Annotated in this window: 10 protein-coding genes; 9 read left to right on the top strand and 1 reads right to left on the bottom strand. The window is 60.7% G+C overall.

The genetic code is table 11. The annotated features are described in order from the left end of the window. The first annotated feature begins 50 nt into the window (after positions 1–50). The gene (locus tag ACVCMC_RS13820; protein WP_447097711.1) at positions 51–428 is read left to right on the top strand and encodes a GlsB/YeaQ/YmgE family stress response membrane protein; all 378 of its coding nucleotides are present in this window, start codon (positions 51–53) and stop codon (positions 426–428) included. Positions 429–670: 242 nt separating this feature from the next. On the opposite strand, the gene ACVCMC_RS13815 is transcribed toward ACVCMC_RS13820, so the two are convergent. Further along, the gene (locus ACVCMC_RS13815; protein ID WP_447097710.1) at positions 671–2,539 is read right to left on the bottom strand and encodes a sigma-54-dependent Fis family transcriptional regulator; all 1,869 of its coding nucleotides are present in this window, start codon (positions 2,537–2,539) and stop codon (positions 671–673) included. Positions 2,540–2,802: 263 nt separating this feature from the next. Between ACVCMC_RS13815 and adh the strand changes: the two genes are divergently transcribed. The 8 genes from adh (at position 2,803) to ACVCMC_RS13775 (ending at position 14,867) form a co-directional block, all read left to right on the top strand. Further along, positions 2,803–4,323: an aldehyde dehydrogenase gene (gene adh, locus ACVCMC_RS13810; protein WP_447097709.1), complete on the top strand. Its 1,521-nt coding sequence runs from the start codon at positions 2,803–2,805 to the stop codon at positions 4,321–4,323. A 248-nt stretch (positions 4,324–4,571) separates the two neighbouring features. Beyond that, positions 4,572–5,774 carry a porin gene (locus tag ACVCMC_RS13805; RefSeq protein WP_447097708.1) on the top strand — a complete coding sequence of 401 codons (1,203 nt, stop codon included), beginning with the start codon at positions 4,572–4,574 and terminating at the stop codon, positions 5,772–5,774. Positions 5,775–5,803: 29 nt separating this feature from the next. After that, positions 5,804–7,522 carry a methanol/ethanol family PQQ-dependent dehydrogenase gene (locus ACVCMC_RS13800; RefSeq protein ID WP_447097707.1) on the top strand — a complete coding sequence of 573 codons (1,719 nt, stop codon included), beginning with the start codon at positions 5,804–5,806 and terminating at the stop codon, positions 7,520–7,522. A 13-nt stretch (positions 7,523–7,535) separates the two neighbouring features. Next, positions 7,536–8,747, top strand: a complete 1,212-nt coding sequence (locus tag ACVCMC_RS13795; protein WP_447097706.1) for a c-type cytochrome — start codon at positions 7,536–7,538, stop codon at positions 8,745–8,747. A 421-nt stretch (positions 8,748–9,168) separates the two neighbouring features. Next, positions 9,169–9,555, top strand: coding sequence for a DUF779 domain-containing protein (locus tag ACVCMC_RS13790; protein ID WP_447099504.1), 387 nt, complete (start codon positions 9,169–9,171; stop codon positions 9,553–9,555). Between the two features lie 202 nt (positions 9,556–9,757). Next, a complete protein-coding gene (locus tag ACVCMC_RS13785) occupies positions 9,758–12,103 on the top strand; it encodes a TonB-dependent receptor (protein WP_447097705.1) in 2,346 nt (781 codons plus the stop codon). 28 nt (positions 12,104–12,131) lie between these two features. Continuing rightward, positions 12,132–14,285 (top strand): TonB-dependent receptor family protein, encoded by a 2,154-nt coding sequence (locus ACVCMC_RS13780; protein ID WP_447097704.1) that lies wholly within the window; start codon positions 12,132–12,134, stop codon positions 14,283–14,285. Between the two features lie 309 nt (positions 14,286–14,594). Continuing rightward, entirely contained in the window at positions 14,595–14,867 is a 273-nt protein-coding gene (locus ACVCMC_RS13775) for a DUF4242 domain-containing protein (RefSeq protein WP_447097703.1), read from the top strand. The last annotated feature ends 159 nt before the right edge of the window (positions 14,868–15,026 follow it).

Genomic DNA, 15,026 nt, shown 5'->3' with positions numbered 1-15,026 from the left:
TACCTTGCCGGTCACGATCATCGGGAAGGCGTCGACGAAGCGCACCGAACATGACGCTGCACAAGCTCGTCACGGTCGCTGCACAGCACAGGATGGACGCTTGCGGGGCGTGGCATGGAGGTGCGCGCAATGTTATCGACCTTTTCCTCTCGCACCAGGAGTTCATGATGACTGCTACGGCCTTGATCATCTTTCTGTTGATTGGCGCCATCGCCGGCTGGCTGGCTGGCCTGCTCGTGCGTGGCTTCGGCTTCGGCCTGCTCGGCAATATCGTGATCGGCATCGTCGGCGCGCTTCTCGCCGGCTGGCTGCTACCTGCACTGGGTGTCAGCTTCATGATCATCGGCCCGATCGTCACCAGCATCGTCTACGCGATGATCGGCGCCATCGTGTTGCTGGTAATCATCGGCTTGATCAAGCGAGCCTGATAGAACCGCGGGAAGAAAAATACGCAGCGTTGCCCCCTGCGCATTTTGTATTTCCGCCACACGATTGATCACTCACCCATGGCTCCACAGAGAGAAACTCCATGGCCATATCGGTGCACGGCCCACCGGTCAGCCATCGACCTACGCCGTTGCAGTAGAAGTATTCGGGTGCTCAATGAGTTCGACGTCGGCACGGTGGCTCGACAACCAAGCCAGTCGCATCGCGGCGTCGCCGATGGTAGTCAGTCGGCTGGGCTCTGCTCGCTGAGACGCCGGTAGATGGTGCTGCGGCTCACTCCCAGTTTGCGTGCGGCGGCGGCGACGTTGCCATCGCAGTCAGCAATCGCCACATTGATCGCCTGCTGCTCGATCGCCTGAAGACTGCCGGACAGACTCATCGACGCTGATTCTGGCGCCGATGTCGGTGCAAGCGGATTCTTCAAATCGGCTGGCAAATCGTCGTGGGTCAGGGTCGCCCCTTTTTCGCCGAGTGCCAGGAAGCTGCGCAGCAGGCCTACCAGCTGGCGCAGGTTGCCGGGCCATGGCATGGCGGACAACTCTTCGACCAGATCAGGGTGCAACGACATCGGAATCTGCTCGGCACCCAGAGAGTGCCAGAGCTGCCTGATCAATGTGGCGAGATCAAGATGATCCCGCAGCGCGGGCAGGCGCAGGGTGGCCTGCGCGACCCGATAGTACAGGTCGGCACGAAATTCACCGCGAGCGACGGCACCGGCCAGTTCGCGATGGGTGGCGGCGATCACGGCGACGTCAATTGCGTGCGCACGACTGCCACCCAACGGCGTGACCTCACGCTCCTGCAGCACACGCAGAAGTCTGCTCTGTGTGCCGAGCGGCATGTCACCCAACTCGTCGAGAAACAGCGTTCCACCATCCGCGTCGCGCAACAGTCCCGTGGCGCCTTCGCGTCGGGCACCAGTGAATGCGCCGGGCATGTAGCCAAACAGTTCCGATTCGATCAGGTGCTCCGGCAGTGCGGCGCAATTGACTGCAACGAACGGTGCTGCGCAGCGCTGGCTACGCTGGTGCAATGCCCGCGCCACCACTTCCTTGCCAGTACCAGTTTCTCCCTGCAGTAATAGGGGGATATCGCCATCCAGCAGGCGTACGCTGCGATCAATCTCGGCTTCCAGCTCGGCAGAGAAAACCGGTTCAGGCAATCGGATTGAGCACGTGCGCTGATTGCGCGGAACGCGCGAGGAGATGCCGTTATGGCTTAGCGCATCGCGTTTGGCATGCAGCATTTCGCCGCTCTGGCAGCGCATGCTGGTCAGACTGCCCGGGCGTGGCAGGGCCGAAACGAACAATTCGTCGTAGCGACGACGGCCGAGCTCTTCCCAGTTGACCCCGAGCAGGCGTAGCGCATGCCGATTGGCGGCCACCAACCGGTGCGCCTCGAATACCAGCATGCCCTCGCGCGCCGTGCCGAGCAGGTCGGGGTCGGGCTGGATACGCACGATGTCGGCACCGTCGAAACGATGTTCGAACAGACGATGTTCAATCTGTTCGACCGCCAGTTGCACCATGCCCAAGGCGTGCAGGTGATGCATCGACGCTTCGCCTGACAGATCAAGTACACCGACAACTTCGCCGAGCGGGTCGAAGATCGGCGAGGCTGAGCAGCTGAGCACGCGGTGCGGCGCGTAGTAATGCTCGCCGCCGCGTACTTCGGCCTCGCGGCGCTCGAACAGCGCCATGCCGATGGCATTGGTACCGGTCACCGATTCGCCCCAGGGTGAGCCGGCACACAGTGACACCCGGGCCGCCTTGTCGAGAAAGCTAGCGTTGCCCAGCGCATCAAGGATGAAGCCGTCGGGGGCGGTGAGTATCACGATGCTGCCGGCCTGATTGGCGCTGGCGTACAGAGCCTGCAATTCCGGCCGGCACAGCCGGCGCAGGACTTCATGTTGTTCCTGCATCTGATTCAGCGCATGCCGCTCTACCGGCGCCACTTCAGGACAGCTATCCGCCATCTGGCCCTGCTGTCGGCAGCGGCGCCATGAGGCGAGGATGTTGTCGGGAACCAGGCCGCGCGGTGCAGTACCGCTGTCGAAAAAGCGGCGGCGTGCATTGCTGATGGATTCGGTCATGCCTGATTGGCGCATGGGATACCTCGTGTGTCGCATTCTGCGACACCTACTCCAAAGGGTGTCTTGATACAGAACACATTAGACGGCGCAGCGCAACCATGCCTTCGAATCGCGGATGCTGCGTTGCCACAAATGAAAAGCATTCCCTTTTCATTGCCTGACATGACGGCTTCATGCGCCGCAACAATCGCGACGCGAAAAAGCTTCTGGCACGACATCTGCTCTGACTTCGATACCTTTCCACCGACGCGGAGTACGCACCCATGACCAAGCTCGAACAGCAACATCTCGCCGTGCAGGTTCCCTTCAAGCAGCGCTACGGCAATTTCATCGGCGGCCGTTGGATCGAACCGATCAACGGCAAATACTTCGAGAACGTCACACCGATCACCGGTCATCCGTTCTGCGAGATTCCGCGTTCGGACAAGGATGATATCGAGGCCGCGCTCGACGCGGCCCACGCGGCCCGCGAGGCGTGGGGAAAGACTTCGGCCACGGCGCGCGCGCGCATCCTCAACCTGATCGCCGATCGGATGGAACAGAACCTCGATCTGCTCGCCCACGCGGAGACTTGGGACAACGGCAAGCCGATCCGGGAGACCGCCAATGCCGACGTGCCGCTGGCCATCGACCATTTCCGCTACTTCGCCGGTTGCATCCGCGCGCAGGAAGGTTCGCTGGGCGAGATCGATGACGACATGGTGTCGTATCAGTTCCACGAGCCGCTGGGCGTTGTCGGCCAGATCATCCCGTGGAATTTTCCCTTGCTGATGGCATGCTGGAAGTTGGCGCCGGCACTGGCGGCAGGCAATTGCGTGGTGCTGAAGCCGGCCGAACAGACGCCGGTCAGCATTCTGGTCTGGGCCGAGCTTATCGGCGACCTGCTTCCACCGGGCGTGTTGAACATCGTCAATGGCTTCGGTCTGGAGGCGGGCAAACCGCTGGCTTCCAGCCCGCGCATCGCCAAGATTGCTTTCACTGGCGAGACCACCACCGGCCGACTCATCAGCCAATACGCAAGCCAGAATCTGATCCCGGCCACGCTGGAGCTTGGCGGCAAGTCGCCCAATATCTTTTTCGCCGACGTGGCCGACGCCGACGACGATTTCTTCGACAAGGCGATCGAGGGTTTCGTGATGTTCGCCTTCAATCAGGGCGAAGTCTGCACTTGCCCCAGTCGTGCGCTGATCCAGGAGTCGATCTATGACAAGTTCATGGAGCGCGCGCTGAAGCGTGTCGCCGCGATCAAGCAGGGCAATCCACTGGACCCCTCGACCATGCTTGGTGCACAGGCGTCGAGCGAACAGCTGGAGAAAATCATCTCCTATTTCGACATCGGCAAGCAGGAAGGCGCCAAGGTACTGATCGGTGGCGAGCGCAACTCGCTCGAGGGCGAATTCAAGAACGGCTATTACGTGAAGCCGACGGTATTTTTCGGCCACAACAAGATGCGCGTGTTCCAAGAGGAGATCTTCGGCCCGGTGGTGTCCGTCACCACCTTCAAGACCGACGAGGAAGCGCTGGAAATCGCCAACGATACGTTGTACGGACTCGGCGCCGGCGTGTGGACGCGCAACGGTACGCGGGCATATCGCTTTGGTCGCGGCATTCAAGCCGGTCGAGTCTGGACCAACTGCTACCACGCGTATCCGGCGCACGCCACGTTCGGCGGCTACAAGCAGTCGGGCATCGGTCGCGAGAACCACAAGATGATGCTCGACCACTACCAGCAGACCAAGAACCTGCTGGTCAGTTACTCACCGAAAAAGCTGGGCTTTTTCTGATCGGCCAACACGCACGGCCGGGGTGATTCGTTGCCTTGCGCCGTGCGACCGGGCTGGCCGCGGGAAGGTTGTCGCTACCGGATTTGCCGGCACCGGCAAAACAGCAAAGGCCTGATCCACACGACGCGCATTCGTGGCGCGATCAGTCGCTCGGGGGGGGAATCGCCCGTTCGGAAGAAGCAAGACATTCACGCCACAACGGTGGCAACGCAGGGGTCGCGCCACAATTCAACCATGGGGAGCAGGGTATGAAAACATCAGCAACCGACAGGACGGCAGGCAAGCATCGCCTGTCCAGTCTCAAGTCACTTTCCAGCGGCGTGGCCGTGCTGGGTCTGGCCATGTGTCCACTGGCAGCCAACGCCACTTCATTCAGTGGCGACGACTGGACGGTGGACATCGGCGGTTTCGCCAATGCCTACTACACCACGGTGAGCTGCAATGGCGATGCCGTCGGCGGTACCGCCCTGGCGGGCCGCGCGCTGGGTTGCGGCGGGCAGCAGAACCGCACCACGATCGGCAACGGACTGTTGCCGGATGCGCTGACCACCAAATTCAGTACCCAACAGCAAGGCATCGATATCACGGCGCAGGTCAGTCTGATGGCCGCCGTTGCCACCTCCGATGCCCTGTCGGCGAACAGCGGTGTCGATGTGCGACAAGCATTCTTTACTCTTGGCACGCCCGATTTCGGCACGGTCAAGCTGGGCCGCGACTACGGCGTGTTCGGCTCCAACGCGACTCTCTCCGACATGACCCTCATCGGGGTCGGCGCGCCGGTCCAGGCCACCCAGCGCGGTCGTGTGTCGCTGGGTCACATCGGTGCCGGCTATACCTATCTCGGCAACTACGGTCAGATCGTCTACACCACGCCGGGCACCACTGGTTTAAGCTTCACCGGTGGCGTATTCAGCCCAGTCAACAACACTGGTATCTACGACTCACGCTCGGCGCCGCAAGTGCAGTTGCAGGTGTCGTATACCGATGGTGGCTTCAAGGGCTGGATCGGCGCGAAATCGCAACGGTTCTATGCGCCGACCGGTTCCGGCGTGCAGCCCGACAGCTTCACCATGACTGCCGCCGAGATCGGCGCCTCTTACAAAATTGGTCGTTTCGGCCTGCTGGGCAATGTCCAAAGCGGCCACGGTATCGGCATCCTGACCGACGGTGACCAGGGCAATGCCAAGGCCACCAACTACCTGCTGCAGGGCACCTTCCAGCTTACCGACAAGCTCAAGCTGGGCCTCAACGGCGGCATCAGCCGCAACCAGGACGACCTCGCCAGCACGGCGAACTTCAAGTCCAACAGCAACGTGACCGCCGGCGTGTACTACGCGCTGACCAAGAGCGTGACGCTGAGCTTCGAGCTCAGCCAGACCCGCTCGAAAGACTTTGCCGGCAACACCGCGCGCATGAATGGTGCGTCGATTGGCGGCTTTGTCTTCTTCTGATTTGCCTGACCGAACCACAGGAGATTCACATGAAAAATCTGAATAATTTTCGTATCAGCGGACTGTTCGCGGCGATGTTTGTGTTGAGTGGTGCTGCGTTTGCCGCCGACAGCGCGGCGACTGCGGCCGACTACAAGCCGGTGACGAATGCCCGGCTCGTGAATGCGGCGAGCGACAACGGCTGGCTGATGTACCGGCGTGATTACGCCAGCACCGGCTATGCCCCGTTCGAGAACATCAATACCGACAACGTGACCAAGCTCAAGCAGGTCTGGGACTACAAGACCGCGTTCGAGCAGGGGCATGAGTCGCCGGCGATCGTCAATGGAGATTACCTGTTCATCACCACGCCGAAGAATGAGCTGGTGGCATTCCAGGCCAGCACCGGCAAGCAGTTGTGGAAATACCAGCACGATCTGTCCCAGGCCGGCCTGAAGACCGTGTGTTGCGATGTCGTCAATCGCGGCGTGGCGTTGTACGGCGACAACGTCTACATGGCCACGCTGGACAACTACGTGGTGGCGCTGAACGCCAAGACCGGCAAGGTGGTCTGGAAGAAGCAGCTGATACCGGCCGACGTGGGCTACGCGATGACCCTGGCGCCGCTGGTGGTCAAGGGCAAGGTGATCGTCGGCGAGTCCGGTGGCGAGTACGGAGCGCGCGGCTTCATCGAAGCGTTGGACGCGGAAACCGGCAAGCAGGCCTGGAAGACCTACACCGTTCCCGCACCCGATGAACCCGGTGGCAAGACCTGGCCCAAGGGCGCGTACAAGACCGGCGGCGGTGGTGCGTGGTTGACCGGCACCTATGACGCGCAGACCGACACGCTGTTCTGGGGCGTCGGCAATCCGGGCCCGTGGCTGGCCACGTTGCGTCCGGGCGACAACCTGTACACCGACTCGGTGATCGCCATGAATCCGGCCACCGGCAAGATCAAATGGCACTTTCAATACACTCCCAACGACACCTGGGACTATGACGGCACCAACGAAACCGTACTGACCGACATCGACTACAAGGGCAAGTCGTACAAGGCACTGGTCAGCGCCAGCCGCAACGGCTGGTTCTATGCGATCGACCGGACCAATGGCAAATTGATCTACATGGAGAAATTCGCCACGGCGACCTCCGTGAACGGCTCGAAGGACGGCAAAGTCACCACCGATCCGGCGATGCGCCCGACCGTCGACAAGGAAGTGTTCACCTGTCCCAGCTTCCTCGGCGGCAAGAACTGGTGGCCGATCTCGGTTGACCCGAAGACGCGTCTTGCCTACGTGCCGACCATGCATACCTGCATGACGATCAAGGGCACTACAGTCAGCTACAAGGCCGGACTGCCTTTCCTGGGTGAGAGCTTCAAGGTCGTGGCCGATCCGGCATTCAAGGGGCAGTGGGGCGAAGTACAGGCGATCGACGTCAACACTGGCAAGCAGGCGTGGAGTCATCCCTCGGCGTTGCCGTGGAATAGCGGCATGCTCAGCACGGCCGGTGGCCTGGTGTTCTCCGGCAGCGCGGACGGCCACCTGTATGCGTTCGATGCCAAGAGCGGCAAGGTGCTGTGGAAGAGCCCGCAGATGAGTTCGGGTGTCATCGGCGTGCCAAATACGTGGAAGGTGGACGGCAAGCAATACGTGTCGGTCTACGCCGGCTGGGGCGGCGCCACGCCGATCTGGGGCGGCGACATGGCCAAGGATCCTGCAGTGCGGAACATACCGCTGGGCGGTCATTTTTACGTGTTCTCGCTGTAACCGGAGTGCTGGCATGAAGACATATCGTTTCCCTTCCAGGTCCCATCTGTGCCGCATCGGAATGGCCGCCGTACTTATGTACGGCGGCACCGCCGTCGCGGGCGAGCTGTCGGTTTGCATCGACAAAAGCAGCCCTACCGCGTCCATGGACCACCACCTCGCACAGGCCGTGGCCACCCACGAAGGCAACTCCCTGCGCGTTCATGAGTTTGATGGCAGCGGCGGCGACGAGGGCTTTGACCTGAAGGAGTTCAACAAGCTCGCCAAAGACAGTTGCACGTTGGTGCTGGGCTTTCCGATCGATGCCGACGAACATGCCGTACCGTCCGGCCTGCAGGCTACCGAGGCGTACGGTCACACCGGCTTCGTGCTGGTGACGCCGAAGGACAGCAAGGCCACCACGCTCGACCAGTTGCCGAAAAAGACCAGTGTGGCGGTGACCTACCAGACCACGCCGAACCTGTACTTCGCAGATCATCCCGGCCTGCAGGCGGACGTCCATCTGACCAACGACGATTCGATCAAGGCGTTGCAGACACATGCAGCAGGTGCGGCGATGCTGTGGCAACCAACGGTGGTGAATTATCTGTCCAGCCACCACCAGGCGGGTGGTTTCAGTTACCACCCATTGCACGAACCGCATGCGCAATTCGACCTGGTGGCGCTGTACAACAGCAGTCACGCAACTGCGGCGGCAGCATTCGGCCGAGCAATCGTGGCGATGACCGCTTCGGGCGAGCTGGCGCGGCTGCTCACGCCCTATGCCGAGGCGGGAAGGGCGCAGGCCTCGCAGCGCGGTGCGTCAGCATCGGTGCAGCTTTCTCACAAGGTTCAGTCGCTCGATAACGGTCGCGCAACCGCATCGAAGCAGGACGATGCGAGCCACCCTCCGGCGTTGTTTACCGAGACCCAGGCGGCGAGCGGCAAGCAGAAGTTCGAGGATCACTGCGCGTTCTGTCACGGGTCAACCCTGGCCGGTCGCGCCGGACCCGCACTCAAGGGACCGCACTTTGCTCCGGCCAAGGCTGACTTCCATGTCGGTGACATCTTCGGCATCGTTTCGAAAAACATGCCAGCTACCGAACCGGGCAGCCTGGCGCACGAGGATTATGTGGAGATCATGGCCTTTATCCTCCAGCAGAACGGCTACCCGGCCGGCAGCGATGCACTGACTTTCGAGGAGGCGACGGAGTCCAGGGTGCGGTTGATCTACCACGGCGAATGAATCGGCACCGCCGGCAGGCGAAGCTGATGTCGCGCACCAGCCATGCGCCCGTTGGCGCAGGATTTTCCAGAGTCTACGGGAGTGCCACGTGAATCAGCCAGGACGGTCACCGCCGCGACAGCGCGCGGCAATCCGCGGGCTTCATCTTCATCCGCTTGTCCTGGTTCATGCGGGGTGTGCGCTGCAACCAGTCATGGCGAAAGAAGCGGATTTTACCGCTACGGCTGCCGTGACCAATCTGCAGGCTGTAGAGGTCGATGCCAGTCGACTGGATCTTGCGCCGTTTGATGTTCCTGCCGCACTCAGCGGCACGGTGATCGTCAACGACGGCAATGCCCGCTATTTCGGACCCGGACCGGACCGCCGCCTCGTGCTAGGGGCTCGGTTGACGTTTCAGCTTGCCACAATGCAGGAGAACAAGATGTCGGATACCACGGTTGCAGTTGCCAAAGTGCTCGCCACGCCGGCTGCTGAGGAGTTGATCGAACGATTGCGCACACGCCACGGACCGCTGCTGTTCCACCAGTCTGGCGGCTGCTGCGATGGCTCCTCGCCAATGTGCTTTGCGCAGGACGATTTCATCGTGGGCGATCGCGACGTCAAGCTCGGGGAGATCGCCGGCGTAGCGTTCTACATGAATCCCGCGCAATACGAATACTGGAAGCACACGCAATTGATCATCGACGTGGTCGAAGGGCGTGGCGGCATGTTTTCGCTGGAAAACGGCGAAGGTGTCCGCTTTCTCACTCGTTCGCGGCTGTTCACCGACGACGAGATCAAGCAGCTGACTCGCGAAGGACGCTTCTGAGCAAGGCGCCTGATCAGCGGCGCCGGGCTATCGGGATGTTGGGATGTTGGCTTGTCCCTCATGGCAACATCGTGCCGTCAACATCACGCCATGAACGGTCGCCACTACCATGCAATGCAGTGACGGTTGCCGAGCATCAAACGAACTGGCGACCACCCCGGATCTTCCCGGCAACACTGAAGAATGGAAAGGAATGTGCTTGATGGCAGCTCACAAGAAATCGCGGCGCTTTCGCGGACTCGGCCCACTATCGATCGCACTGGCGCTGATCGTCGCGAGCAGCTCCGTATTCGCACAAGAAAGCAGCCGCGAGACCAACCCCCAGAACGTCACCGAACTTGACCTGATCAGGGTGGTCGGCGTGACACCTGTCACCGGCACCGACATTGATCCCGGCAAGCTGCCGTATTACGTGCAGTCGACCAACGACGACCAGATGGATCGCGCGCAAGTACTCGACCTTACCGACTTCACCAACCGTCGTTTTGTCGGTGTAACGACGAACGGCGCGCAGAACAACCCGCTGCAGGCGGATGTCCAGTTCCGCGGGTTCACCGCGACGCCGCTGCTTGGTGGCTCCGAGGGCATGTCGGTCTACCTCGATGGGGTGCGCGTCAATGAAGTGTTTGGCGATACGGTCAATTGGGACCTGATCCCGACTGGCGCCATTGAGCGAATGAGCCTGCTTGCCGGCGCCAACCCGGTGTTCGGCCTGAACACGCTTGGGGGTGCGATCTCGATCCAGACCAAGACGGGCTTCAGCGACCCAGGTACGCGCCTCTCCTTCTACGGTGGATCATTCGGGCGCACCAACGCCACCTTCGAGACCGCCGGCAACTCCGGCCGCTGGGGCTGGTACCTGATGGGCAATCGCTTCGACGAGGACGGTTGGCGCGACCAGTCACCCTCAAACGCTCGCAACTTTTACGGCACCCTGTCCTGGCGTAGCGAAGCCGCTACGTTCGACTTGCACCTTGGCCACGCGAAAACCGACCTGGTCGGTAACGGCAGCGCGCCGGTCGAGCTGCTCGCCGAACGCTGGAGAGGCATCTTCACGGCGCCGGACAACACCAGCAACGATATGGGTCTCATCAGCGGCCAGGGAACCGTTGATATCAACGACGCCACGAAGCTCTCGTTCACCGTGTTCCACCGCAAAGTCAAAACGCTGTCGTACAACGGCGATGCCAGCGATTTCGACGAGTGCGACGACGACGATGACATCCTTTGTGACGAGGACCACGACGACGCACCGATCATCGACCAGAACGGCAATACTGTTTCCTCCGACTTCGACGCGATCAACAATATCGGCCACCGGAACCAGACGAGCGACGGTGGTACCGTGCAGCTCGCATTCAACCAGCCACTCGGCCCTTTGGAGAACCAGTTTGTGGCGGGCCTGGATTACATGAACGGCCGCCTCGACTACAACTCGGCCCTGGAAATGGCAGTCCTGCAGCCAAACCGGGTGACGTCGTCCGATTCAGGCATCCTGATTCCGGCAGGCGCACTGAGCGTCAATAGCCACACGCGCACGATCAGCCTGTACCTCACCGATACCTTGTCGATCACCGACCGCCTCGCACTGACGGTGTCGGCGCGAGGCAACCGGACACGCACCACGATCAACGATCCGACCGGTATCAATCCCGCGCTGGACGGCAAGCACCGTTTTTCGCGCGTCAATCCGGCGGCCGGACTCACCTGGCAATGGACTGACGCGGTGAACGTTTACGGCGGCTACAGCGAATCCACGCGCGCACCCACGTCGGTCGAACTAACCTGCGCGGACGAGGATGCCCCCTGCAAGCTGCCCAACCAGTTTCTGTCCGATCCGCCGTTAAGACAGGTCGTCGCCAAGAGCTGGGAAGCGGGCTTGCGCGGCAGGTTCGCCGGCGGCAACAACCTTGGCCACTGGCATGTGGGTCTGTTTCGCACTATCAACACCGATGACATCCTGTTTCAGGCCACCGGTGGAACGAAGTCCAACGAGGGCTTCTTTGCCAATGTCGGGGACACGCGTCGGCAGGGCCTCGAGGCCAGCATCGCCGGCACCGCATGGGACCGGCGTCTGCACTGGTACGCAAACTACAGTTGGCTTGATGCGACCTATCGGACCAGCTTCTTCGAGAAGAGCGCCAACCACCCTGACGCCGATGAAGATGATGAGATATTCGTGCGCAAGGGTGACCGCATTCCCAGCCTGGTGCGCAACAGCTTCAAACTTGGCGCCGATTTTTCGATTACACCGAAGTTGACCATGGGTGGCGAAATCATCGCGAACTCCGGCCAGTACCTGCGCAGTGACGAAGCCAATCTGCTCGCGCAGACCGGCGGATATGTGGTGGTGAACCTGCGAGCCAATTACGACGTGACTGCACACTTCAGTTTATTCGCACGTATCGACAATCTGTTCGACCGCCACTACGTCACGTTCGGAACACTTGGTGAACCCGACGAAATCATGCCGGAATTTGACGACCCGCGCTTCTATGGCCCGGGCGAGATTCGCGGTGTTTGGGTTGGCTTCAAGGTTTCGCTATAGCTTCGTTTCCATTGGACGGGTAACAATAATGCTTGATCAATTTGAAAATCCCGATAGGCGCTTGATGAACGGCGCGGCCAGGGGCCTTGCTCCACGCGCATTCATTTGGCGCAGTCTCTCGGAAGCGTTGGTGCTTGTCTCGTTGGTCCTGCCTGCGGCTCATGCGGAGGATGTGCAGACCAATACCGCACGGACAACATCGTCTACGACGACGCTACCCGTGGTCGTGGTGACCGCGACCCGCATTCCACAGCCCGACCTCGACGTGCCCGCCGCTGTTGGCGTCGTCACGCAAGACAAGATCGCCGATGGCGCTCCGGCATCCGCACTTTCCCAGTCACTTGCGCGGATACCCGGGATTGTCGCGCAGAATCGCCAGAGCTACGCGCAGGATTCGCAGATTTCCATTCGTGGTTTTGGTTCACGCGCCTCCTTTGGCGTGCGCGGCATCCGCCTGCTGGTGGACGGCATTCCGGTGTCCGGGCCGGACGGGCAGGGCCAGACCGATCCCTTCGACCTTGCTACCGCGGAGCATATCGAGGTGTTGCGCGGGCCGTTTTCGGCCCTGTACGGCAATGCCGCCGGGGGCGTGATCCAGATATTCACCAAGGACGGCCCGGAGCAGCCGACGGTCGGGGCTTCCACGCTATTCGGCAGCTATGGCACCCGCATCCAGCGGCTGGATGCGGGTGGCACGGTCGGCAACTTCAACTATGTCGTGGATGGCACGCATTTCGAAACCGACGGTTTTCGTCAACACAGCAAGGCCGAGCGCGACAATCTGCGCGCAAAGTTCCGCTACGACATCAGCAAGGACGCTTCGCTGACGCTGCTGCTCAACGGCGAGAACCAGCCCTTCGCCGAGGATCCTTCGAGCCTGACCAAGCAACAGGCACGGGAAGACCCAAGCTTCGCGGTGCCAGGCGTGTTCAAGTTCGGCGCGGGTGAAAGCCATCGTGACCGCCAGCTTGGCGCTGTATACGAACAGCAAATCGGCCAGAGCGATCATCTGCATGTGATGGGCTACGGTGGTTCCCGGCGCGTGGTCCAGTTCCTTCCTTTCCGCGGCGATTCCACCAATGGCGGCGGCGCGGTGGTCGACCTGAAAAACAGGTCCAGGGGCGGCGGTGTCCGCTGGGTGCACAGTTTTCCGCTCACCTCGACATCGCTCGACCTGATTACGGGTATCGAGTACGACCACCTGCGCGAGCTGCGCAAGGGCTGGGTCAATGATGCAGGCGTGGAAGGGGAGCTGCGTCGCAACGAGAGGGATTTTTCCAGTCAGGCCGGGGAATACGCCCAGCTCGAATGGAAGCCCGATCGTTGGGTCATCGTCGCTGGCCTGCGTCATTCGAACGTCAAGTTCGGAAGCGACGATCACTACATAACGCCCGAAGATCCCGACGACAGTGGCAGGCGGAATTTTTCGAGTACCAATCCGGTTGCAGGCGTGCTCTACAAAATCAATCCGCATCTGAACGTCTACGCGAATTACGGCCAGGGCTTCGAAACCCCGACGCTCTCCGAGTTCGCCTATCGGCCCGACGGTCGGGCCGGCTTTAATCAAGCCTTGCAGCCAAGCAAGAGTCGCGACTATGAGACAGGGCTAAAGGGGAGCTGGGCTGCGACAAAATTCGACTTGGCACTTTTCAACATATCGACCACAAACGATATTGTCGTTGGCGCATCCAATGACGGTCGCGACAGTTTCACCAATGCCGGAAGCACGAAGCGACACGGGCTGGAACTGAGCATTCAGCAGGCCTTTTCCGGCGGCTTCAGTGGTTACCTGGCCTATAGTTACCTGCACGCGACTTTCGATGGCGGAGCGCTCGACGGCCATCGAATGCCAGGCGTGCCGCGCCAGATGGTGTACGGCGAGTGGGACTGGCAGTACCGCCCGCTTGGATTTTCCACCTCGCTAAGCGCGCAGTGGCGTGATCGCGTTTATGTCGACAACAAAAACACGGACTTCGCCGGTAGCTACGTCGTGGTCGATTATCATCTGGCGTTCAGGCAAAACGCGGGCGGCTGGCAGGTCAGCGAGTTTGCAGGTATCAACAACCTTTTCGATCGCAACTACGTCGGTGCCGTTGTCGTCAACTCCGGCAACGGTCGCTTCTTCCAGTCCGCACCGGGCCGCAATTTCATGCTCGGCTTGAGTGCAAGTTACAAATTCTGATTTGCCCGATTACATACGATGTTCGCGGATGTCGCGACGGAGCGGGCATCCCTGCATGGAGGCTCTTTCGCGTTTGGCGTGGTTGATCTTCACGCCGCAACCTGTCGAATCGCTTGCGTCCATGGGTTCTTCGGCAGGTGTTGGAGGTTGGAGCACATCAGGTAGCTGACGATGGTCATGCGATGGTCGGTGGCGTAGTCTCTGGCGCGAGCCTTGGCCGCCTGGATGCGCCATTGATCCCTTTGTGCAGAAACATTTTCTGATGGGCCTGACCATTATTTATGCTTCTAGACAACAGAGGACCATGCCATGCCGAAATACGTGATCGAACGTGATATTCCTGGTGCCGGGAAGTTGTCGCCCCAGGAACTAAAGGCCATTTCGCAGAAGTCTTGCGGTGTACTGAGCAATATCGGGCCACAGATTCAATGGCTCCAAAGCTACGTGACCGGCGACAAGATCTATTGCGTATACATCGCTCCGGATGAGGAAATGGTTCGGAAACACGCCGAGGAAGGGGGCTTTCCTGCGAATCGTGTGTCCGAAGTTGCCTCAATCATTGATCCAACAACGGCTGAGTAGCACCATCCGGCGGCGCCGCTGACAACGGCAGCCCCCTTTTTAATGCCGACAGCCGGCGCGATCCGGGAGCGGGCAGGATCAAACGCGCCTATCTTTATTTGTGTAGCGAAGTACCGACTCCCAGTCGTATTACGATCAGGCTAACTCAAGGACCGCACA

The organism is Rhodanobacter sp. UC4452_H20, from assembly GCF_052978205.1.
The sequence above is the reverse complement of the archived record's forward strand: the minus strand, read 5'-3'. Positions and strand labels throughout refer to the sequence as shown.

Bases quoted from the DNA above. Each gene is read 5' to 3' on its own strand.
- ACVCMC_RS13820 (WP_447097711.1), top strand. From the start codon at position 51: ATGACGCTGCACAAGCTCGTCACGGTCGCTGCACAGCACAGGATGGAC.
- ACVCMC_RS13815 (WP_447097710.1), bottom strand. From the start codon at position 2,539: ATGACCGAATCCATCAGCAATGCACGCCGCCGCTTTTTCGACAGCGGT.
- adh (WP_447097709.1), top strand. From the start codon at position 2,803: ATGACCAAGCTCGAACAGCAACATCTCGCCGTGCAGGTTCCCTTCAAG.
- ACVCMC_RS13805 (WP_447097708.1), top strand. From the start codon at position 4,572: ATGAAAACATCAGCAACCGACAGGACGGCAGGCAAGCATCGCCTGTCC.
- ACVCMC_RS13800 (WP_447097707.1), top strand. From the start codon at position 5,804: ATGAAAAATCTGAATAATTTTCGTATCAGCGGACTGTTCGCGGCGATG.
- ACVCMC_RS13795 (WP_447097706.1), top strand. From the start codon at position 7,536: ATGAAGACATATCGTTTCCCTTCCAGGTCCCATCTGTGCCGCATCGGA.
- ACVCMC_RS13790 (WP_447099504.1), top strand. From the start codon at position 9,169: ATGTCGGATACCACGGTTGCAGTTGCCAAAGTGCTCGCCACGCCGGCT.
- ACVCMC_RS13785 (WP_447097705.1), top strand. From the start codon at position 9,758: ATGGCAGCTCACAAGAAATCGCGGCGCTTTCGCGGACTCGGCCCACTA.
- ACVCMC_RS13780 (WP_447097704.1), top strand. From the start codon at position 12,132: ATGCTTGATCAATTTGAAAATCCCGATAGGCGCTTGATGAACGGCGCG.
- ACVCMC_RS13775 (WP_447097703.1), top strand. From the start codon at position 14,595: ATGCCGAAATACGTGATCGAACGTGATATTCCTGGTGCCGGGAAGTTG.